Source organism: Erwinia persicina NBRC 102418 (assembly GCF_001571305.1).
GTDB classification, from domain to species: domain Bacteria; phylum Pseudomonadota; class Gammaproteobacteria; order Enterobacterales; family Enterobacteriaceae; genus Erwinia; species Erwinia persicina.
In genome coordinates, this window is sequence record NZ_BCTN01000012.1 from 29,136 (window position 1) to 52,756 (window position 23,621).

Annotated in this window: 24 protein-coding genes and 1 pseudogene; 12 read left to right on the plus strand and 13 right to left on the minus strand. The window is 54.3% G+C overall.

Going from position 1 to position 23,621, the window contains the following annotated elements; genetic code table 11:
• Nucleotides 1-51 precede the first annotated feature (51 nt).
• The 3 genes from EPE01S_RS13970 to EPE01S_RS13980 form a co-directional block, all read right to left on the minus strand.
• Complete coding sequence (locus tag EPE01S_RS13970; protein WP_062746165.1) at nt 52-711, minus strand: fumarylacetoacetate hydrolase family protein; 660 nt, start codon at nt 709-711, stop codon at nt 52-54.
• Nucleotides 712-780: 69 nt separating this feature from the next.
• Nucleotides 781-1,824 (minus strand): lytic murein transglycosylase, encoded by a 1,044-nt coding sequence (locus EPE01S_RS13975; RefSeq protein ID WP_062746167.1) that lies wholly within the window; start codon nt 1,822-1,824, stop codon nt 781-783.
• Between the two features lie 88 nt (nt 1,825-1,912).
• A complete protein-coding gene (locus EPE01S_RS13980) occupies nt 1,913-2,188 on the minus strand; it encodes a YcgL domain-containing protein (RefSeq protein WP_062746169.1) in 276 nt (91 codons plus the stop codon).
• A gap of 156 nt (nt 2,189-2,344) precedes the next feature.
• Between EPE01S_RS13980 and minC the strand changes: the two genes are divergently transcribed.
• From minC to minE, 3 genes are read left to right on the plus strand one after another with little or no spacing between them, the layout of a single operon-like run.
• The gene (gene minC, locus EPE01S_RS13985) at nt 2,345-3,037 is read left to right on the plus strand and encodes a septum site-determining protein MinC (RefSeq protein WP_062746171.1); all 693 of its coding nucleotides are present in this window, start codon (nt 2,345-2,347) and stop codon (nt 3,035-3,037) included.
• Nucleotides 3,038-3,079: 42 nt separating this feature from the next.
• A complete protein-coding gene (minD, locus tag EPE01S_RS13990) occupies nt 3,080-3,892 on the plus strand; it encodes a septum site-determining protein MinD (RefSeq protein WP_062746173.1) in 813 nt (270 codons plus the stop codon).
• Nucleotides 3,893-3,895: 3 nt separating this feature from the next.
• The gene (minE, locus tag EPE01S_RS13995; protein ID WP_062746175.1) at nt 3,896-4,171 is read left to right on the plus strand and encodes a cell division topological specificity factor MinE; all 276 of its coding nucleotides are present in this window, start codon (nt 3,896-3,898) and stop codon (nt 4,169-4,171) included.
• A gap of 51 nt (nt 4,172-4,222) precedes the next feature.
• Here the strand turns inward: minE and rnd are convergent, their stop codons facing one another.
• From rnd to yoaA, 5 genes are all read right to left on the minus strand, one after another.
• Complete coding sequence (rnd, locus tag EPE01S_RS14000; protein ID WP_062746406.1) at nt 4,223-5,332, minus strand: ribonuclease D; 1,110 nt, start codon at nt 5,330-5,332, stop codon at nt 4,223-4,225.
• A 118-nt stretch (nt 5,333-5,450) separates the two neighbouring features.
• Nucleotides 5,451-7,136: a long-chain-fatty-acid--CoA ligase FadD gene (gene fadD, locus EPE01S_RS14005; RefSeq protein WP_137269693.1), complete on the minus strand. Its 1,686-nt coding sequence runs from the start codon at nt 7,134-7,136 to the stop codon at nt 5,451-5,453.
• A 213-nt stretch (nt 7,137-7,349) separates the two neighbouring features.
• A complete protein-coding gene (locus tag EPE01S_RS14010) occupies nt 7,350-7,946 on the minus strand; it encodes a Slp family lipoprotein (RefSeq protein WP_062746179.1) in 597 nt (198 codons plus the stop codon).
• Between the two features lie 59 nt (nt 7,947-8,005).
• Entirely contained in the window at nt 8,006-8,707 is a 702-nt protein-coding gene (gene tsaB / locus EPE01S_RS14015; RefSeq protein ID WP_062746182.1) for a tRNA (adenosine(37)-N6)-threonylcarbamoyltransferase complex dimerization subunit type 1 TsaB, read from the minus strand.
• Between the two features lie 33 nt (nt 8,708-8,740).
• The gene (yoaA, locus tag EPE01S_RS14020) at nt 8,741-10,675 is read right to left on the minus strand and encodes a DNA repair helicase YoaA (protein WP_062746184.1); all 1,935 of its coding nucleotides are present in this window, start codon (nt 10,673-10,675) and stop codon (nt 8,741-8,743) included.
• 133 nt (nt 10,676-10,808) lie between these two features.
• On the opposite strand from yoaA, the gene EPE01S_RS14025 reads away from it, so the two are divergent.
• Entirely contained in the window at nt 10,809-11,153 is a 345-nt protein-coding gene (locus EPE01S_RS14025) for a RidA family protein (RefSeq protein ID WP_062746186.1), read from the plus strand.
• 35 nt (nt 11,154-11,188) lie between these two features.
• Here the strand turns inward: EPE01S_RS14025 and EPE01S_RS14030 are convergent, their stop codons facing one another.
• Nucleotides 11,189-11,419: a YoaH family protein gene (locus EPE01S_RS14030; RefSeq protein ID WP_062746189.1), complete on the minus strand. Its 231-nt coding sequence runs from the start codon at nt 11,417-11,419 to the stop codon at nt 11,189-11,191.
• Between the two features lie 115 nt (nt 11,420-11,534).
• Between EPE01S_RS14030 and pabB the strand changes: the two genes are divergently transcribed.
• The 4 genes from pabB (at nt 11,535) to pdeD (ending at nt 16,828) form a co-directional block, all read left to right on the plus strand.
• On the plus strand, nt 11,535-12,902 hold the full coding sequence (pabB, locus tag EPE01S_RS14035; protein WP_062746191.1) for an aminodeoxychorismate synthase component 1: 1,368 nt from the start codon (nt 11,535-11,537) through the stop codon (nt 12,900-12,902).
• Nucleotides 12,892-13,467 carry a CoA pyrophosphatase gene (locus EPE01S_RS14040; protein ID WP_062746408.1) on the plus strand — a complete coding sequence of 192 codons (576 nt, stop codon included), beginning with the start codon at nt 12,892-12,894 and terminating at the stop codon, nt 13,465-13,467. The genes pabB and EPE01S_RS14040 overlap by 11 nt, the downstream gene beginning before the upstream one ends.
• A 191-nt stretch (nt 13,468-13,658) precedes the next feature.
• Nucleotides 13,659-15,023 (plus strand): L-serine ammonia-lyase, encoded by a 1,365-nt coding sequence (locus tag EPE01S_RS14045; RefSeq protein WP_062746194.1) that lies wholly within the window; start codon nt 13,659-13,661, stop codon nt 15,021-15,023.
• A 242-nt stretch (nt 15,024-15,265) separates the two neighbouring features.
• A complete protein-coding gene (gene pdeD, locus EPE01S_RS14050) occupies nt 15,266-16,828 on the plus strand; it encodes a cyclic di-3',5'-guanosine monophosphate phosphodiesterase PdeD (RefSeq protein WP_062746196.1) in 1,563 nt (520 codons plus the stop codon).
• A gap of 68 nt (nt 16,829-16,896) precedes the next feature.
• On the opposite strand, the gene EPE01S_RS14055 is transcribed toward pdeD, so the two are convergent.
• On the minus strand, nt 16,897-18,459 hold the full coding sequence (locus EPE01S_RS14055; RefSeq protein WP_062746198.1) for a TerC family protein: 1,563 nt from the start codon (nt 18,457-18,459) through the stop codon (nt 16,897-16,899).
• Between the two features lie 516 nt (nt 18,460-18,975).
• On the opposite strand from EPE01S_RS14055, the gene manX reads away from it, so the two are divergent.
• The 4 genes from manX (at nt 18,976) to EPE01S_RS14075 (ending at nt 22,186) form a co-directional block, all read left to right on the plus strand.
• Entirely contained in the window at nt 18,976-19,938 is a 963-nt protein-coding gene (gene manX, locus EPE01S_RS14060) for a PTS mannose transporter subunit IIAB (RefSeq protein ID WP_062746200.1), read from the plus strand.
• A gap of 57 nt (nt 19,939-19,995) precedes the next feature.
• Nucleotides 19,996-20,796, plus strand: coding sequence for a PTS mannose/fructose/sorbose transporter subunit IIC (locus EPE01S_RS14065; protein ID WP_062746202.1), 801 nt, complete (start codon nt 19,996-19,998; stop codon nt 20,794-20,796).
• Nucleotides 20,797-20,811: 15 nt separating this feature from the next.
• Nucleotides 20,812-21,663, plus strand: coding sequence for a PTS mannose transporter subunit IID (locus EPE01S_RS14070; RefSeq protein ID WP_062746204.1), 852 nt, complete (start codon nt 20,812-20,814; stop codon nt 21,661-21,663).
• A 64-nt stretch (nt 21,664-21,727) separates the two neighbouring features.
• Nucleotides 21,728-22,186: a DUF986 family protein gene (locus EPE01S_RS14075; protein WP_062746410.1), complete on the plus strand. Its 459-nt coding sequence runs from the start codon at nt 21,728-21,730 to the stop codon at nt 22,184-22,186.
• Here EPE01S_RS14075 and rlmA read toward each other — a convergent pair.
• The 3 genes and pseudogenes from rlmA to EPE01S_RS23485 all read right to left on the minus strand — a co-directional run.
• Entirely contained in the window at nt 22,167-23,024 is an 858-nt protein-coding gene (gene rlmA / locus EPE01S_RS14080; protein ID WP_062746206.1) for a 23S rRNA (guanine(745)-N(1))-methyltransferase, read from the minus strand. The two genes, EPE01S_RS14075 and rlmA, sit on opposite strands and share 20 nt — an antisense overlap.
• 174 nt (nt 23,025-23,198) lie before the next feature.
• Complete coding sequence (cspE, locus tag EPE01S_RS14085) at nt 23,199-23,408, minus strand: transcription antiterminator/RNA stability regulator CspE (RefSeq protein ID WP_001062678.1); 210 nt, start codon at nt 23,406-23,408, stop codon at nt 23,199-23,201.
• 85 nt (nt 23,409-23,493) lie between these two features.
• Nucleotides 23,494-23,565, minus strand: a pseudogene (locus EPE01S_RS23485) (DUF2627 domain-containing protein); the annotation flags it as partial.
• Nucleotides 23,566-23,621 lie beyond the last annotated feature (56 nt).

Consider the following 23,621-nt stretch of genomic DNA (forward strand, 5'->3'; position numbering starts at 1 on the left):
GCCCCGCCCTTATAGAGGGTTTGGGCTTCAGTTGCAAGTTTTCAGCGGTCTTTATAGTACGCGGGTCGCAACACCGTGGCCGCCCAGCGACACTTCGAGGCGATCGCCTGAGACCATTGGCCCCACCCCTTCCGGGGTGCCGGTAAGGATCACATCGCCCGCGCGCAGGGTAAAGAACTGGCTCATATAAGCGATGAGTGGCAGAATTTTATGGATCATATCCGCCGTTGAACCCTGCTGGCGTACTTCTCCATTCACCGTCAGTTTCAGTTCCACATTCTGCGGATTCTGTTTAAATTCGCTGAGCGGAATAAACCCTGACAGTGGGCAGGAGTTATCAAAGGCTTTCGCTTTTTCCCACGGCTGCCCGGCTTTTTTACAACCCGCCTGAACATCGCGCAAGGTTAAGTCCAGCGCTACACCATAGCCAGCAATCGCCTGAGCGACATGCTGCTCTGTGGCCTGTTTCAGCGTGGAGCCGATCAGCACCGCCAGTTCAATTTCATGGTGTACTGCACCCAGATGTTTAGGGATGGAGAGTGGCTGGCGGATATCACAGATGGCACTCTCTGGCTTGATAAATAATACCGGCTCTGTCGGCGTAGCGCTGCCCATTTCTTTGATATGGTTAGCATAGTTGCTGCCCACACACACCACTTTACTTACCGGAAAATCTAACAGTGCACCCTGCCAGTTATGATGCTGATACATGCTTTACCTCTGCTGAGTGAGCGTGGCTGCGCTGGCATTATGCCATCGCAGCGATGGCTGATTGTCATGTTACTGCGCGGCAATGGCGTCTGCCATCATGCCAATACTGATAGCGAAATAGTATGAGCGATTCCAGTGCATCAATGTACGGAAATTGTCATAAACCATGAACGAACGCCCGCCGCCATCCTGAGGGGTGATAATCCAGGCCCGTTCGCCTGGCGCCCTATTCTTTGCAGGATCGATGACCTGAATCCCCATCTGCTGCCACTGGCCCGGGGTTTTCGCCTGTCCGGTTTTCAACCCGGTCTGCTGCGTATCAAATTCTGCGGGTAGCGTGACTTCAGTCCCCCAACCCTGCCCGGCACGCCAGCCTTCCCGTTGCAGATAGTTAGCTATGGAAGCAAAAACATCATCCAGGTTGTTCCAGATATCAATTTTGCCATCACCATCGCCATCTTTACCGTAGTTAAGGAAGGAGCTCGGCATGAACTGGCTTTGCCCCATAGCGCCAGCCCAGGATCCTTTCAGATCAGCGGCGGTGATCTGCTGACGTTGAATAATACGCACGGCGGCCATTAATTCTTTAGTGAAAAACGCTTCACGCCGCCCTTCAAACGCCAGCGTGGCCAGCGCAGACACCACCTCTTCTTTACCCTGTATCTTGCCGAAGTGGCTCTCCAGCGCCCACAGGGCAACGATATACTGCGACTGTACCCCTGATGCAGAAGCGATAGGCTGCAGGGCATTCTGATACTGTTGCCGGTACTCCCGGCCCTGGGCAATTTTTTCCGGGGTCAGCACCCTGGCAAGATAATCATCCAGTGTCACCTTATTCTCAAGCTGGCCACGGTCTGATTTAATCACCCGGTCGACAAAATGTATGCCGTCAAACGCCGTGTCGATGGTCGCCTGATCGAAACCCTGCTGCCGGGCCTGCTCTTTGAGCTGTAGCACATAGGCAGGAAACTGAGCGGGATCGCGCCCCTGCTCTGCCAGCGTAGTGCCAGAAGAGGCGGTACTGCCGGGCGGGTTGAGAAAACTGGCTTGGCTGAAAGGGCTGACTGCCACCATCACAGAACATACGAGGAACTTCAGGGCTAACGGCTTCATGCGGGCATCCTTTTATCGCTATCTCCACCGGCATTTATAATAAAAACGAATGCTGACGCGTGGAGATATATTTGCAGATGATTCCGAATTAATCTTTTTTTACATCGTTAAGATGTGTCTTAAGCAGACTTTCGAGTGGAGGCGGAAGTTGTAAATAAAAACCGTCTTCACGCAGCGCTGTTTTCACTTTCTCAATATCTGCCCCTACCAGCTTCTTACTCCCGTCCAGTGGCAACACCATAGCAAGCTTAGGTTTACCAAAGCCCTTGAGCAGCGCCTCCGGCACGCGAGAGAAATCGTCTTTTTTTTCAACATAGAGATAAGTCTGGTCGCGCTGGGGACTTCTGTAGATCACACAAAACATATTTTTTACTCGAATTAACAGGGATGGTCACTTGCCTGAATATTACAGTAACTATAACATGCTTGCAGAACTTCGGAATATTGCCTGTCTTGATTAAGCACCTGAAAGTGGTGCTGATTTAGCCGGGACAGGAAATAACAGGACTGAGCGGGACAGATGTCACAATCGCCAATCGAGTTAAAGGGCAGCAGTTTTACGCTGTCGGTCGTTCATTTGCATCACACCGATCCTGAAATCGTGCGTAAAGCTATCGAGGAAAAGGTCAGTCAGGCCCCGGCATTTTTGAAAAATGCCCCGGTGGTGATCAACGTTTCCTCGTTAACCAGCGATGTTAACTGGCGCCAGATGCAGCAGGCGATAGTCTCAGCGGGTTTGCACATTGTTGGCATCAGCGGCTGCAAAGATGAACAGTTAAAGCGGATGATTTCGCGCTCCGGGCTGCCCGTTTTAAATGAAGGAAAAGAACAAAAGCGCAACGCCGAGTTAAAGCCCGTGGCTATTCCCTTTGAACAGCCCGCTACGAAAACCCGGCTTATCGCTTCCCCGGTCCGTTCCGGACAGCAAATTTATGCAAAAAACTGCGATCTGATTGTCACCAGCAGCGTGAGCGCAGGTGCCGAACTGATTGCAGACGGTAACATCCACATCTATGGCATGATGCGCGGTCGCGCTCTGGCGGGTGCTTCAGGCGATAAAAACTGCCAGATATTTTGCACCAGTTTATCTGCAGAGTTGGTCTCCATTGCCGGAAACTACTGGCTGATGGATCAGATTCCTGCTGAATTTTTTGGAAAAGCGTCGCGTCTTTGTCTCAAAGACGGCGCATTGACTATACAAACACTGAACTGAGCCAGGCTCTCGAGCCCTTTCTTTTCTTAAGGAAATTATTATATGGCACGCATTATTGTTGTTACATCGGGTAAGGGAGGCGTTGGGAAAACCACGTCCAGCGCGGCCATCGCTACCGGCTTAGCGCAGAAAGGTAAAAAAACCGTCGTTATCGACTTTGATATCGGCCTGCGTAATCTTGACCTGATTATGGGTTGTGAACGCCGCGTAGTGTATGACTTCGTTAACGTCATTCAGGGTGATGCCACGCTGAATCAGGCGCTGATTAAAGATAAGCGTACGGAGAACCTGTTTATCCTTCCGGCTTCCCAGACTCGGGATAAAGATGCGCTGACCCGTGAGGGCGTTGAAAAAGTGCTGGATGATCTGGCGACCATGGACTTTGAGTTCATCGTCTGTGACTCCCCGGCCGGGATCGAAACGGGCGCGCTGATGGCGCTGTATTTTGCCGATGAAGCGATCATTACCACCAACCCGGAAGTCTCCTCCGTACGTGACTCCGACCGTATCCTTGGCATTCTCTCTTCCAAGTCACGCCGCGCGGAACGAGGCCAGGATGCAATTAAAGAACACCTGCTGCTGACCCGCTACAACCCGGGCCGCGTTAACCGTGGTGACATGTTAAGCATGGAGGACGTACTGGAAATTCTGCGTATCCCTCTGGCAGGCGTGATCCCGGAAGACCAGTCAGTATTACGTGCCTCGAACCAGGGTGAGCCTGTGATCCTGGATGCCGAATCTGACGCTGGTAAAGCCTATGCTGATACCGTTGACCGTCTGCTCGGTGAAGAACGCCCCTTCCGCTTCATTGAAGAAGAGAAGAAGGGTTTCCTGAAACGCCTGTTTGGGGGATAAACCATGGCCTTACTCGATTTCTTTTTATCCCGAAAAAAGAGCACAGCCAACATTGCCAAGGAACGGCTACAGATTATCGTGGCGGAACGCAGGAGGGGCGATAGCGAGCCCCACTATCTGCCACAGTTGAAAAGGGACATTCTGGAAGTAATCTGTAAATACGTGAAAATTGATCCGGAGATGCTGAGCGTTAAGCTGGATCAAAAAGATGACGATATTTCTATTCTCGAACTGAACGTGACGTTGCCGGAAACGGAAACGGAAGAAACACCGAAATGATCTTCTCCTGCTCATGATTTTCCCCTGCTATTGCAGGGGAAAATTGCAGGCCTACTCCGCCGCTAACAGTGCAGCGATGCCCTCTCCCAAGAGTGCCCCACGCCAGCCATCTACCAGTTCCGGTTTACCCGCTTGTGGCTTCAGCTTCCAGTGCCAGTTCAGCAACTGATTAATCTGACGACGTGATGCCAGCAGTTCCTGGCTGACGCCGTGCTTTTCTGCCGTTTCTGCCACCAGCGCCTTCAGACTTTTGAAAACCTGTTTGTAATGGGGATAATCGATCAGGTTTGGCACCGGCTCGGGCAGCCGATCCTCAGCCATTGCACTGGCTTCGGCCACCATGGCCACCATCGCTTTCCCATGGAAACGAATCTCCTGCCCTGGCAGACCCAGGTGGTCCAGTTCACCCAGAGAACCCGGCATATAGCGTGCCACCTTCCACAGGTTTTCTTCACGTACGACAAAATTAACCGCCATGTCCTTCTCACGGGCCAGCGTCAGACGCCAGGCCGCCAGCAGGCGCAGTGCGGCAAGCTGACGGGGACGCAGTTGCCAGGCATTGGTAATATCGCGATACGCCTCCTGCGGGTCTGTCACCGTGGTACGACGCTGGCACAGCAGTCGGCACTCATCAAGTGCGGCGGCCATCTGCCCTGCCGCTTCGGTTTCCGCCATCAGCTTTTCCGCTACGGGCAGCAAATAGAACACATCTGCGGCCGCATAGACGCACTGCTTTTCCGTTAACGGACGCGCCAGCCAGTCCGTGCGTGACTCGCTCTTATCCAGTGCGATGCCGGTAAAAGACTCAACGATGGTCGCAAAGCCACAGGACAGCGGACGACCGCTGAACGCCGCAAGGATCTGGGTATCAATCATCGGCTGCGGCAGGACGCCAAACTCGTGCTGGAACACTTCCAGGTCTTCGCTTCCCGCATGAAGATACTTGACGATTTGCTGATCCAGCAAAAGATCGCGAAACGGCGTCCAGTCTGTGATCGGCAGCGGGTCAATCAGAGAGATGGTTTCCCCGTCAAACAGCTGGATCAGGCCCAGGCGAGGATAATAGGTGCGGGTACGAACAAATTCAGTGTCCAGCGCCAGCGCGGAAACCTGACGGGCACGCTGGCACACGTCGGCCAGCGCTTCATTGGTGGTGATCATCATGTAATTCAAAATAGCGTTCTCTCGCCGCGGGCAGACAGGCCTGCGGTCAGTGGTCAGTGCGCAATAAAAATGCCGGGTAGCCCGGCATGATTCGTTATCGGTAAAACAGCCGTTGTCAGACGGACGGCTGTGGTGTTTTCATCGCTTCCTCGCGCAGTTCGCGGCGCAGGATTTTACCGACGTTCGTCTTCGGCAGCTCGTCCCGAAATTCAACAATTCGGGGGATTTTATACCCTGTCAGATGACGTTTACAGTGGGCGATCAGCTCGTCTTTGGTCAGTGAGTCGTCTTTCTTCACGACACAAATCTTCACTGTCTCACCCGCCGCGTCATTCGGCACGCCGATCGCGGCGGCTTCACGGACTTTCGGATGCAGCATCAGGACATCTTCAATCTCGTTAGGATAAACATTAAACCCGGAGACCAGAATCATATCTTTTTTGCGATCGATAATGCGCAGGAAACCTTCGTGGTCAACGGTAACAATATCACCGCTACGAAGCCATCCATTTTTTAAAACTTCCTCCGTCGCATCCTGTCGTTGCCAGTAACCCGCCATCACCTGTGGCCCTTTAATACAGAGCTCACCGGGTTCTCCCTCGGGCATCTCGTTACCTTCATCATCGACCAGCATAATATCCGTCGAAGGTACCGGCAGCCCGATGCTGCCGTTGTGGCACTGAATATCATAAGGGTTGACCGATACCAGCGGCGAGCACTCGGTCAGGCCGTAGCCTTCCAGCAGATAATGGCCGGTAAGTTTTTCCCAGCGTTCCGCCACGGCTTTTTGCACCGCCATTCCCCCCCCGGCTGACAGCGTCAGCGTTGAGAAATCCAGCTTGTTGAACCCCTCATCATTCAGCAGCGCGTTAAACAACGTGTTAACGCCGGTAATCGCGGTAAAGGGATACTTGCTCAACTCTTTGACCAGGCCTGGAATATCACGCGGATTAGTGATCAACAGATTCGCGCCGCCCAGCTCAATAAACAGCAGGCAGTTCACGGTCAGGGCAAAAATATGGTAAAGCGGCAGTGCCGTCACCACGGTCTCTTCTCCCGCCTTTAACAGAGAGCCGTAGGTGGCTTTGGTCTGTTCAAGATTCGCCTGCATATTACGGTGGGTAAGCATGGCGCCTTTCGCAACGCCAGTGGTGCCGCCGGTATATTGCAGAAAAGCGACATCCTCGTTCAGGATCTCCGGTCGGGTGTAGGTCATCTGCGCGCCGTTTTGCAGCACCTGACGAAAGGAAATGGCACCGGGCAGATAATATTTCGGTACCATCTTCTTAATATATTTCACCACGAAGTTCACCAGCGTGCCCTTCGCGGGAGAGAGCTGGTCGCCAAGGCGGGTCAGGACAACGTGTTTTACTGCAGTTTTAGCCACCACTTTTTCCAGCGTATGGGCAAAGTTGGAGACAATGACAATCGCACTGGCCCCGCTGTCGTTTAGCTGATGCTCAAGTTCGCGTGGTGTATAGAGCGGATTGACGTTCACCACAATCATACCGGCACGAAGCACGCCAAACAGCGCGATGGGATATTGCAGCAGATTGGGCATCATCAGCGCCACACGGTCGCCTTTCTTCAGCCCGAGGCCCTGTTGCAGATAAGCAGCAAATGCCCGGCTGCGCTCGTCCAGCTGGCGAAAGGAAAGGCTTTGTCCCATGTTAATAAAGGCGGTTTGCGCCGCGTAACGGAGCGCTGCATGCTCGAAAAGGTCAATTAAGGAGCCGTAACGATCGGGATTAATCTCAGCCGGAACATCGGCGGGGTAGCGGTTTAACCAAACCTTATGCAAGGAATCACCTCGAAAATTATTATTTGTTGTCATCGCAGCCTCGACCAGTCGGCATCTGTTAACATTATTTTAACTCAGCGTACCAGTTTGCTCAGGTCTCTGTTTTGAGGTTGCGAAGTCCATCACTAAATTTCTCTCGTCCGGAGAGGATCAAAAAAAAAGGCCGATCCGCTGAAATCCAGCGGACCCGCCGATTAATGTCTGACTTTTGATTTACTGGGTAAGGATGGTCTGTACCTGTGCCGGGCCGGTATTGTAGAAGCCCCAGGGGGCCGGCCCCCAATAGCCGCCGCGGTGACGTCCGTATCCCGGGCCATACCAGATCCACGGATCGATAGGCTGAGGCGGGGTCACAATCTGCTGCGTCATGTGCCAGCGCTGATAACCCGTTACGCTAATCACCAGGAACTGATACCGGGCTTCACCGATTTTACCCTTTTCCGTCCCTTTGATGGTGCCAACAACAGTGACCATCTGCTGGTTAAAGTCGACCGGGTCGATAAAGCCATTCACATCGGCAAAAATGCGGCCCATGGACGGTGAGCCCAGAATGGGCCTGGCCCCGTCGTCCAGCGGCATCGCGGCGATTTCCAGACGGGTCATCCCGTTGCGATTATCCACCTTGATCACTTTACCGCCAAAGCGTGACTCCTGGCCGGTAAACACCTCAGGCGCACTGAGCACCCGCACCAGATCCTGCTGTGGTGTCTCCGAGTGCCCCTTGATGGAGTCGGGCACGGTGACGCAGCCGCTTAACACCAGCGACGCTAAAAACAGAATGCTGCACTGCCAGACACTGGATTGACGCATAGACGCTCCCACGTTGTTATCCTACTTCGACTGTTGCCGGTTCAAATAGTTGCTCTGTACTACTCACGTCCGGGTAATTTTTTCCATGTCACTTCGTTACGAAGGTAGGTTGGCTCCGCATGTTCCGGCGCAACGGTCATGCCAGCGGCCAGCGCCTGCTGCGCCAGCGGCAGCATATCTTCCGCACAGGGCAACGTCACGTCCGAAGGCGTCAGTACCAGGCCACTGTTTTCCCCCATGAGCGGCCAGGCCTGCCAGCCCGTCCCCACGCAGGTCCACTCCCCGCTCAGGACTGCCATCCGCGCGGCTGCCGCTTCGGGTTTCAGCACGGCTTCGCTCGCCTCACCCACCCAGTTCCCCTGCCCGTCGCGCTGATATTCGGCCCAGTAAACCTCGCCCATCCGCGCATCAATGGCAGCCAGCACCCGGGTCGCCCCGTGCAGTCGCCACGCGCTTTGCGCCATGGTCATCAGTGTGGAGAGGCCAATTAGCGGTAACCCGGCTCCCAGTGAAAGGCCCTGCGCAATGCCAATGCCGATGCGGACCCCGGTAAAACTTCCCGGCCCCCGGCCAAAGGCCAGCGCATCCAGATCGTTCAGGGTGACGTCGCCTTCCTGTAAAATCTGCTGCACCATCGGCAAAATACGTTGCGTATGTTCACGCGCACAGAGTTCAAAATGTGCCAGCTGGCGCTGGTCATTCAGGAGGGCAACCGAGCAGGCTTCCGTGGCCGTATCAATGGCTAAAATTCGCGTGGACATAACAACCTCAGGGGAGAAAATTTTCGGCGCGCATCATAGCACATCACCGTCGGAATGATTACTGCCGCCGGTATTTTGCAGAAAGTCTATTGCCTTCTGCAGGTCACGCGTGCGGGGCGTGGGCGGCAGGCTGTTAACAAACACCGCGCCGTAGGGTCGCATCACCAGCCGGTTATCACAGATGACCAGCACGCCGCGATCGTCCACGTCACGGATCAGACGTCCGACGCCCTGCTTGAGCGCAATGACCGCATCGGGCAGTTGGACGTCATCAAAAGGTTCACCGCCGCGAACCTTACAGTCTTCCATACGGGCTTTCAGCAGCGGATCCTCGGGCGATGTGAACGGCAGTTTATCAATGATAACCAGCGACAGCGCATCACCGCGCACGTCCACCCCTTCCCAAAAACTGTTAGTCGCTACCAGCAGCGCATTACCCGCCGCCACGAATTGTTTAAGGATTTGCCCCTTACTGGTTTCTCCCTGTAGCAGCACCGGCAGTGTCATCGTGGCCCTGAACTCAGCGGCCAGTTCACGCATCACCTGATGGGAGGTGCACAGAAAGAAACAGCCACCGTTATTGGCTTCAATCAGCGGACGCATCATTCTGGCCAGCTGTCGGGCGCCCCCCGGCTGGTTAGGTGACGGCAGATTCCTTGGCACACACAGCAGGGCCTGACGGGCAAAGTCAAAGGGGCTGTTGAGGATCAGCGTTTCCGCTTTATTCACCCCCAGGCGCTCCACAAAGTGAGTCATCTGTTCGTTGACCGCGAGGGTGGCGGAGGTAAAGATCCAGCTCGCCGGGCGCTCATCCATCACCTCGCGAAAACGATCGGAGACGGACAGCGGCGTCAGTGCCAGCACAAAGTTGCGGGCGTTGCACTCATACCAGTAGCTGAAACCTGGCTGGGTCGTGTCTTTCAGCCGCTTAAGCCGTCCGCGATACAGGGCCGCCCGCTCAAAAGCCGCATCCAGCAGCGCAGAACGGCCCAGCGAGAGTTTCGCCACGTCGTAGCACAGCTCCAGTGCGTCATCGAGCAGCAGCAGTGCGCGCTGGATCTGCGGGTTACTCAACAGCTCACGCAGATTGCCGCGAAAACCAGGATCCCCTAACGACAGGCGGAAATCCTGGGCGCTTTGCGCCAGCCGATCCGCCGATTTTTGCAGTTGCTGCATATCACGCACCTCGGTGCGGTAAGCAATGGTGATATCTTTCGCCAGGTCGAGCAGTTGTCTGCTGGAGAGCTGCTGGCCAAAATACTGGCTGGCAATATCCGGAACCTGATGCGCTTCATCGAAGATCATCACGTCAGCGTCGGGGATCAGCTCAGCAAAGCCGCTCTCTTTAACGACCATATCAGCAAGAAAAAGGTGATGGTTCACTACCACCACGTCGGCATCCATTGCTTTACGCCGTGCCTTCACCACAAAACAGTCTTTGTACAGCGGGCAGTCGCTACCCAGACAGTTATCATTGGTGCTGGTCACCAGCGGCCAGATCGGACTGTCTTCAGCCACCCCACCGCAGGTGCTGATATCGCCATCGACCGTTTCATTCGACCAGCCACGCAGATGAACCAGATCGCTCATCGCCTGTACCGCCAGTTCACCACCGGCCATCGACTGCTGTTCAAGCCGCTCAAGGCAAAGGTAGTTCGATCGCCCTTTCAGCAGGGCCATGCTGCCTTTGAATTTCAGCGCCTTCGCCACCGTCGGCAGATCGCGGCTGTAGAGCTGATCCTGCAGGGCTTTGGAGCCGGTTGACACAATGACTTTTTTACCGGAACGCAGCGCCGGAGCAAGGTAGGCGTAGGTTTTCCCCGTGCCGGTGCCCGCCTCGACCACCAGCTCACTTTTACTGTCAATGGCATGTGCCACTGCCGCTGCCATCTCGCGCTGAGGTTCACGCGGCCGGAAACCGGGGATCGCCTGCGCCAGTGCGCCTTCTGCTGCAAAATCGTCTACCACATACCCTCACCACCTGGTCAATACTACTGTAATTATGTCAGTATCCGCCTGCGCACTCCACCCTTTAGGTGACAGAGAGCGGTAATCTGTGCCAGTCTGTCGCGGTTTTAAGCGCATTGAAAAAGGAGCTAATATGACCATCGAACGTATCGATCCTGAACACAGGATGTCAGAAGCCGTGATCCATAACGATACGGTGTATTACACCAGCGTGCCGGAAAATCTGGATGAGGATGCAGAAGCACAGACGGCCAATGCCCTGGCGGTGATCGATAACCTGCTGACCCGCGTCGGTTCAGATAAAAGCAAAATTCTGGATGCCACCATTTTCCTGGTGGATAAAGACGATTTCGCAGCAATGAATCGTGCGTGGGATGCGTGGGTGTCGCCGGGTAACGCGCCGGTGCGCTGTACGGTACAGGCCAACCTGATGAACCCGAAATATCGGGTAGAAATTAAAATTGTTGCCGCCAGATAATACGTTCCCCTGCCGATCTGGCAGGGGTTAACCACTTATTCGTCGTACTCTTCTTCTTCTTCGTCGTGGTTATTGTCACCCATATAATCTTCTTCATCCTCATCGAACATCACCGGGACGTGTCCACCGGTGTGATTCTCACGGATTTCTGCAGCAACCAGCGTTATCGCCTCGCCGCTGCTCATGCCCTCTGACATCAACTTCTGGATGCGTTCTACCGCGTCCTGCTGCTGCTCATGTGACAGTGCGGGTAATCCTGTAAACATAGTGACTCCTGAGGTAGTTTGCGGTGCGGATTATTCCACGGGCGACAAAGAGATGCCAGCGACATAAAAATATGTCACGCTTGGCGTATGAATGAAATTTCACTGCTGAAGAACCATGTCACCTGTTTATCACCGTCTCCATTATACCCCAGATGCCATTGAGCATCATTTTGCCCACCTCGCCCACCACCCCTGGGCGATGCTGCTGCATTCCGGATTTGCCGATCACAGCGATAATCGCTTTGATATCCTGGTGGCCGACCCCCGCGCCACGCTGACCACCCGCGGCAAAGTGACCACCATTGATGCGGATGGTGCGCAACAGCGCTCAGGCGACGATCCGCTGACGCTGCTGCAACAGCAGTTAGCTGCCTGCGGCTTGCAGGCAGAACAGCATCAGGATCTGCCGTTTCAGGGTGGCGCGCTGGGTCTGTTTGGCTATGACCTCGGCCGGCGTTTTGAGAAGCTCCCATCCACGGCAGAAGCGCAGCTGACCACGCCAGATATGGCTGTCGGGATTTATGACTGGGCGCTGATTGCTGACCATCACCAACAGACGCTGACGCTGGTGGTACATGGCGACCTCACGGCCCGCCTTCAGTGGCTTGAAGTACAGCAGCCCGCAACGGTTTCCGCTTTCCATCTGACCCACCCCTGGCGCGCAAATATGTCACGGGAAGAGTACGGTGAGAAGTTTCGCCAGATCCAGCAATGGTTACTTTCAGGCGACTGTTATCAGGTTAATCTGGCTCAGCGTTTTGCCGCGGGCTATCAGGGCGATGAATGGCAGGCCTTTTTGCGTCTGTGCCGGCAAAATCGCGCACCGTTCAGCGCCTTTATTCGCCTGCCGGACAGCGTGATCCTCAGCCTGTCGCCGGAGCGTTTTATTAAACTCACCGGGCAGCAGATTGAAACCCGGCCCATTAAAGGCACCCTGCCACGGCTGGCCGATCCCGAGGCCGACCGGCTGCAGGGAGAGAGGTTGGCACAGTCACCGAAAGATCGCAGTGAAAACCTGATGATTGTCGACCTGCTGCGCAATGATATTGGCCGGGTCGCCGTGCCGGGCAGCGTGAAGGTTCCCCAGCTGTTTGTCGTCGAACCCTTTCCGGCAGTACATCACCTGGTCAGTACCATTACGGCCGAACTGAAGTCAGACCTGACCGCCTGTGACCTTCTCCGCGCCTGTTTTCCCGGCGGATCCATTACCGGCGCGCCGAAAGTCAGGGCGATGGAAATCATTGAAACGCTGGAGCCCCAGCGGCGGAATGCCTGGTGCGGTAGCATTGGTTATCTCAGTGTCTGCGGTCGGATGGATACCAGTATAACTATCCGCACCCTGATCGCCGAACAGGGTACGCTCTACTGCGCGGCCGGGGGAGGCATCGTTGCCGACAGCGACGAAGCGTCGGAATATCAGGAAACGTTTGATAAAGTAAACCGCATTCTGCCGTGCCTGGAGTCGCCGCTTGATACGTTCTGAACCCTCCGTGCTGTCGCACTTCCTGACGCGTTTTCTCTTACAACCTCCGTCAGCAGGACAGCCTAATTTACCGCGCCGTCAGGCGGCAGTGCTGGTGCCGATTATTGCCCATCCTGAACCGACGCTGCTCCTGACCCGCCGTGCCGCCACGCTGCGCAAACATGCGGGTCAGGTCGCCTTCCCCGGGGGCATGATGGACAGTAGCGATACCTCCCTGGTGGCCACTGCGCTGCGCGAAGCCTGGGAAGAGGTGGCGATCCCACCCGATGCGGTTAACGTCATTGGCGTACTGCCTCCGGTGACCAGCAGCACCGGTTTTCAGGTCACGCCAGTGGTAGGCATCCTGCCCGCTGGCCTGCGCTGGCAGGCTAATGAGGGGGAAGTCGAATCTATCTTTGAAATGCCGCTGGAGGAAGCGCTTCGCCCCGGGCGTTATTCCGCTCTGGATATTCATCGCGCCGGCCAGACACATCGCGTATGGCTGTCCTGGTTCGATGACTACTTTATCTGGGGAATGACTGGCGGGATCATCCGTCAGTTGAGCCTGCAAGTGGCAAAATCCTGAGAGATCGGCTAAAATACAGGCATTAGTTGCATCAAAATCCGTCTTTACATTATTTTTCACCAGATTATTGCCAACGGGCGATCCAAATCACTGCAATACGGTGCTTTTTCATTTATATTTCTCGCAAATATGTGGGCACCCGTTCTTACCTCTCCCACAGCGTGATTAAAATCCTTACAGGAGCGTACAACGTGATTAGCGTTTTCGACATGTTTAAGATCGGCATTGGCCCGTCGAGTTCTCATACGGTTGGCCCAATGAAAGCCGGCAAACAGTTCGTCGACGATCTGGTGAACAATCGCCAGCTCTCTTCGGTGACGCGTATTGCTGTCGATGTCTACGGATCTCTTTCCCTTACCGGCAAAGGGCACCATACCGATATCGCCATTATTATGGGTCTTTCCGGTGCATCACCGGAAAGCGTGGATATCGACGGCATTCCTGCCTTCATTCGCGATGTGGAACAACGTCAGCGCCTGTTACTGGCTAACGGGGTTCACGAAGTGGATTTCCCGCGTGAAGGCGGTATGGTGTTCCGCAGCGACAATCTCTCCCTGCATGAAAACGGCATGACTATCCATGCCTTTGCCGGTGAACTGCGCATTTACAGCAAAACCTATTATTCCGTGGGTGGCGGATTTATTGTTGACGAAGAGAATTTTGGTAAGTCAGTCGTCAATGAAGTGTCCGTCCCTTACCCGTTTAATTCCGCAAAAGAGATGCTGGCCCACTGTCAGATGACCGGGCTGTCCCTGTCGGGCATGGTCATGAAAAATGAGCTTGCGGTGCACAGTCGCGCCGATATTGAACGCTACTTCACCGATATCTGGCGAACCATGCGTGAGTGTATCGATCGCGGTCTGAATACCGAAGGCGTACTGCCCGGGCCGCTGCGGGTTCCGCGCCGTGCTTCTGCCCTGCGCCGTCTGCTGGTGTCATCCGATAAAATGTCCAGCGACCCGATGATCGTCATCGACTGGGTGAATATGTTTGCGCTGGCAGTGAACGAAGAGAATGCTGCCGGTGGCCGTGTTGTCACTGCGCCAACGAACGGTGCCTGTGGTATCGTCCCTGCCGTGCTGGCGTACTACGATCACTTTATTGAACCTGTTACCCCGGAAATTTTCACCCGCTACTTTATGGCCTCAGGGGCGATTGGCATTCTGTATAAAATGAATGCATCGATTTCAGGTGCAGAAGTGGGCTGTCAGGGTGAAGTGGGCGTGGCGTGCTCAATGGCAGCCGCTGGCCTTGCAGAGCTGCTGGGCGCCAGCCCGGAACAGGTTGCCGTTGCCGCCGAGATCGGGATGGAGCACAACCTTGGCTTGACCTGTGATCCGGTCGCGGGTCAGGTGCAGGTGCCCTGCATTGAGCGCAATGCCATTGCCTCGGTAAAAGCCATCAACTCGGCCCGCATGGCGATGCGCCGCACCAGTGAGGCCCGCGTGTCACTGGATAAGGTCATTGAAACGATGTACGAGACCGGCAAAGATATGAATGCCAAGTACCGTGAAACGTCACGGGGTGGTCTGGCAATTAAAGTCCAGTGTGACTGATATCTTAACGCCACCCTCCCGGGTGGCGTTTCTCAATTTCACCGCAGTAAAAATAATTCAGCGCCCCGCTATCGTCGACATCAAGAAGTCGCTAAAGTGTTTTGGGCGCAGTTTCTGAGAGTAACTCTCTGTTTTTAAGCCATTCAGCTTTTCTCTTCAGCGCAACTAAACTAAATGCATCAGTTGCCGATAATTAGTATTCGGTCTCTATATACGCGTCTTGTTCTAAAGGGTGGTTACTGATGCAAATGTCCCAGGAAGTATTCGGACAGTTTCGCCGTAAGCGATTGCTAATCGCTGCGGTTGTTGCCGCGTTGGTGCTCATTCTCACATTAACTTTCCGCTTTGTGGAAGAAAAAAACCGAATAGAGCAACAGTCGCGTACCTTTGCCAATAACGCCATCCAGCGCTTTGATCGCATGTTCTCACCCCTGGACGTGGCCGCCAATAACACCATTGGATTGGTAGGCCTGACCTGTAGTGAAATCCGTTTTCCTTTGATTGAAAAACTCGCTTCATTACAGACAGTGCGTTCGATTCTTCTGGTCGACGAAGACCGGATTTACTGTTCAAGCATTTACGGCAGTTCAGATATCCCTTTTACTGACAGCTACCCTGAACTGGCAGTGAATAATCAGCGAATGATGCTGGCGGTGGATGAACACCTGATTAAAGGTTCGCCGGTTCTGTTGTTATGGACGCCGCGTTCGCTGGATAACCGTTCAGGGATTATCCAGGTCATTAATATTGAACTGATGACCAATTATCTGCTGGAACCCACCCTCCCCTGGGTCGAGCGGGCAATCTTCAACGTCGGGGGGAAAAGTCTTGAATACGGTAATCCGATGATTGAGCCAGCGGTGCCCTCGCCTGACGAAGTCAGTTACGAAGAGTCTTCGCTGCGTTACCCTTTCTCTATCACGCTGTTCGGCCCTTCACCCGCCCGTCTTTCTTTACTGACCGTACCGTCTCAACTGCCGCTGGCGCTGCTGCTCAGTTTACTGATGGGCTATATCGTCTGGCTTGCCACGGCCAACCGCATGAGCCTCTCCTGGCAAATCAGCTATGGCATTACCGCACGCGAGTTTATGGTCTACTGTCAGCCGCTAATTAATGCCCGTACCGGCGCCTGTGACGGCATTGAGCTGCTGCTGCGCTGGCACAATCCCAGACAGGGCTGGATACCACCCGATGTCTTTATCCCGCTGGCTGAGCGGCAGAATCTGATTGCTCCCCTCACACGCTTTGTTATCAGTGAGGCGGTCCGGCAGTTGCCCAATCTGCCCGGCTGCAATTCGTTTCACATTGCCATTAACGTGGCAGCCAGCCACTTCCATGAGCGGGCGATTATTGATGATCTGCAGCGTCTGTGGTGGCCCGCAAACCCTAAGCCTCAACTAATCGTTGAACTGACAGAGCGCGACTCTCTGCCAGTGGTGGATCAGCGTGTGGTGTCCCATCTGCATAAAATTGGCGTCAAGCTGGCGATCGATGACTTTGGTACCGGACACAGTTCGCTCTCCTACCTCAAAACACTCAGTCCGGACGTGCTGAAAATCGATAAAGTCTTTACCGCGGCTATCGGTACGGATGCCATTAATGCGACGGTGACCGATATGGTGATCTCCCTGGCACAGCGGCTGAATATCAGCCTGGTGGCCGAAGGGGTGGAAACGGCAGAACAGGCAGCCTATCTGCGCGAGAAAGGCGTGGATGTCCTGCAGGGGTATTTCTATGCCCGACCGATGCCATTAGGGGATTTCCCGGACTGGCTGATTAATCATGACGAGTCGCTGGACGCTTAAGTACGGTACTCAGCATAAAAAAAGCCGGGGGTATCCCCGGCTTTTTATTACCTGCACGTCAGTAAGGATTACTGATCGTCTTCATCATGCTCATCGCGCTCTTTGGTTACGCGCACCAGATCAATGCGATAGTCAGTGGCTTCGATAATCTGAAAACGCAGCGGCAACATCTCTATCACTTCACCCGGCTTAGGCAACTGCCCTTTCTGCTCAATCAGCAGACCGGCCAGGGAAGCGTGGTCGTCTTCCGGTCGAACCAGATCCTGCGTATCCAGCAACTGCTGCAGCGAGTGGAGATCGGTTCCGCCTTTCACCAGCCAGCCGTCACCGTCAGCAATGATATCCGGGGTTTCGTCTTCGTCCGGGAATTCCCCGGCAATAGCTTCCAGTACGTCCAGCGGCGTGATCAGCCCCTGCACAACGCCAAATTCATTGGTTACCACAACAAAGCTGCCTTTTGCACGCCGCAGGACACCCAGCAGGTTCAGCGGATCCAGCGTTTCCGGCACGATAATCGGCGGTGTGGCCGCAGCAAAGGTCACCACGTCAATCCCGTGCTCCAGGGCTACCAGTAGCTCCTTAGCACGCACCACGCCGATAATCTCATCCAGTTCGCCCCTGCATACCGGGAACAGGCTGTGCGGGGTGTCCAGCAGCTGGATGCGGATCTCATCCACCGGACGCAACGCATCTACCCACGAGATTTCACCGCGCGGGGTCATGATGCTGCGCACCGAACGGGAGGCCAGCGTCAGGACGCCGTTGATCATGTAGCGCTCTTCGTCCTTAAACGCCTGCTGCGGCATGATAGCGGCAACTTCACTGCTTTCACTGCTATGGCTTTCGTTCTGGCGACGTCCGCCCATCAGTCGCTGGATAGCCTCTGCGGTGCGTTCACGCATCGGACGCCGTTCCTGATGACGCATAAAGTTGTGACGGGCGATCTGGTTGAACAGCTCAATCAGGATTGAGAAGCCAATGGCGGCGTACAGGTAGCCTTTCGGAATATGGAAGCCAAAGCCTTCCGCCACCAGGCTGAGACCAATCATCAGCAGGAAGCTCAGACACAGCACCACCACAGTCGGATGCGCGTTAACAAAGTTCGTCAGCGGCTTGGACGCCAGCAGCATGACCCCCATCGCAATGATCACCGCGGTCATCATGATGGCCAGGTTGTTAACCATTCCAACGGCCGTAATTACCGCATCCAGGGAGAACACGGCGTCAAGAATGACAATCTGTACCACCACGGCCCAGAAACTGGCATATCCTTTATTACCGCCGGCGTTCATATCGCGGTTTTCCAGCCGTTCGTGCAGCTCCATGGTGGCTTTGAACAGCAGGAACAGTCCACCCACCAACAGGATCAGGTCACGGCCCGAGAAGCTGAAGTCTCCTACGCTGAACAAAGGACGGGTTAATGTCACCATCCATGAGATCAGCGACAGCAGGCCCAGACGCATAATCAGGGCCAGAGACAGGCCAATCAGCCGGGCTTTGTCACGCTGTTTTGGCGGCAGCTTATCGGCAAGAATGGCAATAAATACCAGGTTATCGATACCCAGCACGATCTCAAGAACGATGAGCGTAAAGAGACCTGCCCAGATTGAGGGGTCTAAGAGAAATTCCATGACAGACTCCGAAAAAAGGAACGGGAACAGGCAGCAAACGTTCGGATGAGCGTGCAGCAGGGATAACAACGAGTGGAATGTAAGGTGACGTCTGGCGACGTTGAAAACAAGACCGGGTAGCCCGGCGGCATGATTAAGCGACTTCGGTGACAGTCCATAGGGAGGGCTGAGGCCCGTTACTCCTGTATTGAAAAAGGATCATTACTTTAGCAGTTGAAACAGTAGCGTCAAAATAATTTCTTACACTCGGGCATGTTTTGCCACTTTCTGGATAATGTTTCATCAGGGTTCCTGAAATCCAGGTTAACGTCTAAATAACTGAGCACCGTCACAATATTTATTTTTTCGCATACTAAAATAAATCCCGTTTATGGCTGTGTGTTTAGAACTACTGATCCGTTTTGAGCACGTCGCAGTAAAAGTTGGACTTTAATCATACTGAATGCCTGTTGATTCAGATGACCCTTGCGCGGCTAGCTGGCTGTAGCCGTTGCCAACGTATAAAGGAGGTAGCAAGTGACTATTGCTATTATGATCGGCACACACGGCTGGGCGGCAGAACAACTACTGAAGACTGCCGAAATGCTGTTAGGGGAGCAGGAAAATGTCGGCTGGATCGACTTTGTCCCCGGGGAAAATGCCGAAACGCTGATGGAGAAATACCAGACGCGACTGGCAGAAATGGACAGTGCACAGGGCGTGCTGTTCCTCGTCGATACCTGGGGAGGCAGCCCGTTCAATGCGGCCAGTCGCCTGGTCGTCGATAAAGAGAATTACGACGTAGTCGCCGGGGTCAATATCCCGATGCTGGTCGAAGTACTGATGGCGCGCGACGATAATCCTACCTTTGATGAGCTGGTTGCTCTGGCGGTTGAAACCGGACGTGAAGGCGTGAAGGCACTGAAAGCGAAGCTGCCCGAGGCCACGCCTGTCGCCGCCGCCGTCAAAGCGCCCGCCCCTCCCCAGGCCCCCATGCAGCCCGGCGATCATATGAAAATTGGGCTTGCCCGCATCGATGACCGTCTGATCCATGGTCAGGTGGCTACCCGCTGGACCAAAGAGACCAACGTCACGCGCATTATCGTCGTGAGCGATGAGGTCGCCGCCGATAACGTGCGCAAAACGCTGCTCACTCAGGTTGCCCCTCCGGGTGTCACCGCGCACGTTGTCGACGTCGCGAAAATGGTACGCGTATGGAATAACCCTAAGTACGGCAAAGATAAAGTCATGCTGTTATTCACCAACCCGACTGATGTCCTGCGTCTGGTCGAGGAAGGCGTCAACATCACCACCGTCAATATCGGCGGCATGGCATTCCGTCAGGGAAAAACGCAGGTTAATAACGCGGTATCGGTCGACGCTAAGGATATTGAGGCGTTTAAAAAACTGAACGAGCGTGGTATCGAACTGGAAGTCCGTAAAGTCTCCAGCGACCAGCGACTGAAAATGATGGATCTGATCGACAAAATGACGCAATAGACCGTGGCCTGAAAACTCAGGTTGAACTCCGTTCTGGCATGAAAGAGGAAAAGTGTAATGGAGATTACCACGCTACAAATTGTACTGATATTTATCGTCGCCTGTATCGCAGGCATGGGTTCCATCCTCGATGAGTTTCAGTTTCACCGGCCCTTAGTGGCCTGTACGTTGATAGGTGCCGTACTGGGCGACATGAAAACCGGGATCATCATCGGCGGTACGCTGGAAATGATCGCCCTCGGATGGATGAATATCGGGGCCGCCGTGGCCCCCGATGCGGCCCTGGCCTCCATCATTTCCACCATTCTGGTTATTGCTGGCGGACAAAGCGTCGGTGCCGGTATCGCACTGGCTATTCCGCTTGCTGCTGCAGGCCAGGTGCTGACCATTATCGTGCGTACCATCACCGTGGCCTTCCAGCATGCGGCCGATAAAGCCGCCGAAAAAGGCAACCTGACCGCGATCTCGTGGATCCACGTTTCAGCACTGGTTCTGCAGGCGATGCGTATTGCTATCCCCGCGCTGATTGTGGCTGTCTCGGTCGGTACGCATGTGGTGCAGGAACTGCTTAACTCGATCCCGGATGTGGTCACCAACGGTCTGAATATTGCCGGTGGCATGATCGTGGTCGTCGGTTACGCTATGGTGATCAACATGATGCGTGCCGGATATCTGATGCCGTTCTTCTATCTGGGTTTCGTGACCGCGGCATTTACCAGCTTCAACCTGGTCGCGCTGGGCGTGATTGGCGTGGTGATGGCTATCCTGTATATCCAGCTGGCACCAAAATATAACCGTGTTGCGGGTGCACAGGCGTCAGGGCCGGCACATAACGACCTTGATAACGAACTCGATTAAGGAAAGGTGAGAGAAATGGTTGATACAACAGCTACCGCTACGCAAAAGAAACTGACGCCAGGCGATATTCGCGGTGTGTTCTTACGCTCTAACCTGTTTCAGGGTTCGTGGAACTTCGAACGTATGCAGGCACTGGGGTTCTGTTATTCCATGGTGCCGGTGATCCGCCGCCTGTATCCTGAGAATAATGACGATCGCAAACAGGCCATTAAACGCCACCTGGAGTTCTTTAATACCCACCCTTACGTTGCGGCCCCGGTGCTGGGCGTGACGATGGCGATGGAAGAGCAGCGCGCTAACGGCGCAGCCATTGATGACGCGGCAATTAACGGCATCAAGGTGGGCCTGATGGGGCCGCTGGCGGGTGTCGGTGACCCGATCTTCTGGGGGACCGTGCGTCCGGTCTTTGCCGCACTGGGTGCCGGCATTGCCATGAGCGGCAGCCTGCTCGGCCCGTTGCTGTTCTTTGTGCTGTTTAATCTGGTACGTTTACTGGTGCGTTATTACGGTGTGGCTTACGGCTACCGTAAAGGGGTGGATATCGTCAGCGATATGGGCGGCGGCTTCCTGCAGAAACTGACTGAGGGGGCGTCCATTCTCGGCCTCTTTGTTATGGGCGCGCTGGTGAACAAGTGGACGCATGTTAACGTTCCGCTGGTGGTGTCCAGGATCACCGACCAGACGGGTAAAACCACCGTCACCACCGTTCAGTCGATTCTTGACCAGCTGATGCCGGGTTTAATCCCTCTGCTGCTTACCTTCGGCTGTATGTGGCTGCTGCGCCGTAAAGTTAACGCGCTGTGGATTATCATGGGCTTCTTTGCGATTGGTATCTTCGGATACTGGATTGGTCTGCTCGGTGTCTGAAGTTAATTAGTTTTGTTTTCACTCCGGGGCCAGCACAGTCTGGCCCCTTTTTATGGGCTCTGATATGTTTTTGACTGATTATTGTATTGTGCTATTTATTGCATTAATTCTGCTTTATGCCATCTACGATGAATGGATTATGGACCGCCTTCACGGTCCGACGCGGCTGAAAATTCGCTTGCAGCGCCGTAATAAGATCGACAGCCTTATTTTTATTGGCTTGCTGGTTATCCTCATCTATAAGAACGTCAGTGATAGCGGCCCGCAACTCACCACCCTGCTGTTGATGGCGCTGAGTGCCCTGGCGGTATGGTTATTCTGGATACGTGCCCCCAAGCTGTTGCTCAAGCAGGCTGGCTTCTTCTACGCCAATGTTTTTATCCGCTGGGAACGTATCAGCGCCATCAATCTTTCGGAGGATGGCGTGCTGGTGATTGCCCTGGAAAACCGCCGGTTACTGATCCACGTTCGCCAGTTGGATGACCTTGAAAAAATTTATCAGGTTATGCTGGAAAGTCGTTAATTATCGGGGTGGTGGCCATGTCATTATCGCGCTGCCACAGGCGAAGCGTGAAGTCGGTTTCACAAGAAAACTGTTCTGTGGTGGCCAGAATGCCCCACACTTCCGGACGGGCGCGCCAGGCAAAAGGCGTCATCTGCAGCAACGCCCCGGACTCTTCACTGTTCAGCACCATGGGATAGGTGAGCTGCTCCTGCTGCACCAGCGTAAAGCCCGGCATCTTTTCCGGCGTGGTGTCGTGCAGTTGGACATCCTGGTAAATCAGCGCTTTATACTGCATCAGATGGCGCGGGCCTGGCGTCACCGTCAGAACATAACCCTGGGATTTCACCACCCGGGCCAGTTCCTGAGCCTTACAGGGAGCATAGATACGCAGAACCGCATCAAACAGGCTATCGCTGAAGGGCAGGCGATGACTGGAGGCGACGCAAAACGCCACGTTGTGGTAACGCTTCGCCCCGGCGCGAACGGCAATTTTAGCGACGTCCAGTCCGTACACTCTGGCATCCCCTTTCTCTGCCAGACGTTGGGCGACATGGTGGGTGTAATACCCTTCCCCGCAGCCAATATCCAGAACGTTTACCCCGTCCTCTGGCAGCACGCCCGCCAGCAGCTCACTGACCCGCTCCTGTAACGGCTGATAGTGACCGGCATCAAGGAAAATACGCCTCGCCTGCATCATATCGGCACTGTCACCAGGTTGCTTTGAACGCTTATGCTGTACCGGCAACAGATTCACATACCCCTCTTTGGCCTGATCAAATTGATGCTGATTTTCACAGCGCCAGGTACGCTGAGTTAATGACAGCGGCTGCTGGCAGAGAGGACACTGGTACGACATAGACAACACTCCATAAATCTGACGACGCAGCAGTGTACTGTAAACGCCAGCTAAAATCCCGCTGTCACGCCGCTTAACGCAGACAAAAAAGCCCCGTCATTTCTGACGAGGCTCAGTATTCAGATTTCAGCCTGGATTACGCACAGGGCGTCATTGACAGGCTCAGATCGAAAATTAGATAGCGGTGACGTTCACAGCAGCAGGGCCTTTCTGGCCGTCCTGAATTTCGAACTCAACGTTCTGGCCTTCAGCCAGAGTTTTGAAGCCATTACCCTGGATTGCAGAGAAGTGTACGAATACATCTTTGCTGCCGTCTGCTGGGGTGATGAAGCCAAAACCTTTAGACTCGTTGAACCACTTAACCTGACCTTTAATCTTTGCCATTTTGCAAATTCCTTAGAGTGTTTATTCGCCCGTGGGCTTTACGTACAGAAAAACCAGAGACATTACTGCATGAGGCACTAAATTAAGGCTCGGCAAGGAAGCGGTATTCAACGTCAACGTCTTTACTCAGAACTTCTTTACTGAAGATGCCATACATAAACAGAACTGTACCTCGTTTTACCCGAATGTTTTATCACATATCCGTTAATTAAT

Bases quoted from the DNA above. Each gene is read 5' to 3' on its own strand.
- EPE01S_RS13970 (WP_062746165.1), bottom strand. From the start codon at position 711: ATGTATCAGCATCATAACTGGCAGGGTGCACTGTTAGATTTTCCGGTA.
- EPE01S_RS13975 (WP_062746167.1), bottom strand. From the start codon at position 1,824: ATGAAGCCGTTAGCCCTGAAGTTCCTCGTATGTTCTGTGATGGTGGCA.
- EPE01S_RS13980 (WP_062746169.1), bottom strand. From the start codon at position 2,188: ATGTTTTGTGTGATCTACAGAAGTCCCCAGCGCGACCAGACTTATCTC.
- minC (WP_062746171.1), top strand. From the start codon at position 2,345: ATGTCACAATCGCCAATCGAGTTAAAGGGCAGCAGTTTTACGCTGTCG.
- minD (WP_062746173.1), top strand. From the start codon at position 3,080: ATGGCACGCATTATTGTTGTTACATCGGGTAAGGGAGGCGTTGGGAAA.
- minE (WP_062746175.1), top strand. From the start codon at position 3,896: ATGGCCTTACTCGATTTCTTTTTATCCCGAAAAAAGAGCACAGCCAAC.
- rnd (WP_062746406.1), bottom strand. From the start codon at position 5,332: ATGATCACCACCAATGAAGCGCTGGCCGACGTGTGCCAGCGTGCCCGT.
- EPE01S_RS14010 (WP_062746179.1), bottom strand. From the start codon at position 7,946: ATGCGTCAATCCAGTGTCTGGCAGTGCAGCATTCTGTTTTTAGCGTCG.
- tsaB (WP_062746182.1), bottom strand. From the start codon at position 8,707: ATGTCCACGCGAATTTTAGCCATTGATACGGCCACGGAAGCCTGCTCG.
- EPE01S_RS14025 (WP_062746186.1), top strand. From the start codon at position 10,809: ATGACCATCGAACGTATCGATCCTGAACACAGGATGTCAGAAGCCGTG.
- EPE01S_RS14030 (WP_062746189.1), bottom strand. From the start codon at position 11,419: ATGTTTACAGGATTACCCGCACTGTCACATGAGCAGCAGCAGGACGCG.
- pabB (WP_062746191.1), top strand. From the start codon at position 11,535: ATGTCACCTGTTTATCACCGTCTCCATTATACCCCAGATGCCATTGAG.
- pdeD (WP_062746196.1), top strand. From the start codon at position 15,266: ATGCAAATGTCCCAGGAAGTATTCGGACAGTTTCGCCGTAAGCGATTG.
- EPE01S_RS14055 (WP_062746198.1), bottom strand. From the start codon at position 18,459: ATGGAATTTCTCTTAGACCCCTCAATCTGGGCAGGTCTCTTTACGCTC.
- EPE01S_RS14065 (WP_062746202.1), top strand. From the start codon at position 19,996: ATGGAGATTACCACGCTACAAATTGTACTGATATTTATCGTCGCCTGT.
- EPE01S_RS14070 (WP_062746204.1), top strand. From the start codon at position 20,812: ATGGTTGATACAACAGCTACCGCTACGCAAAAGAAACTGACGCCAGGC.
- EPE01S_RS14075 (WP_062746410.1), top strand. From the start codon at position 21,728: ATGTTTTTGACTGATTATTGTATTGTGCTATTTATTGCATTAATTCTG.
- rlmA (WP_062746206.1), bottom strand. From the start codon at position 23,024: ATGTCGTACCAGTGTCCTCTCTGCCAGCAGCCGCTGTCATTAACTCAG.
- cspE (WP_001062678.1), bottom strand. From the start codon at position 23,408: ATGGCAAAGATTAAAGGTCAGGTTAAGTGGTTCAACGAGTCTAAAGGT.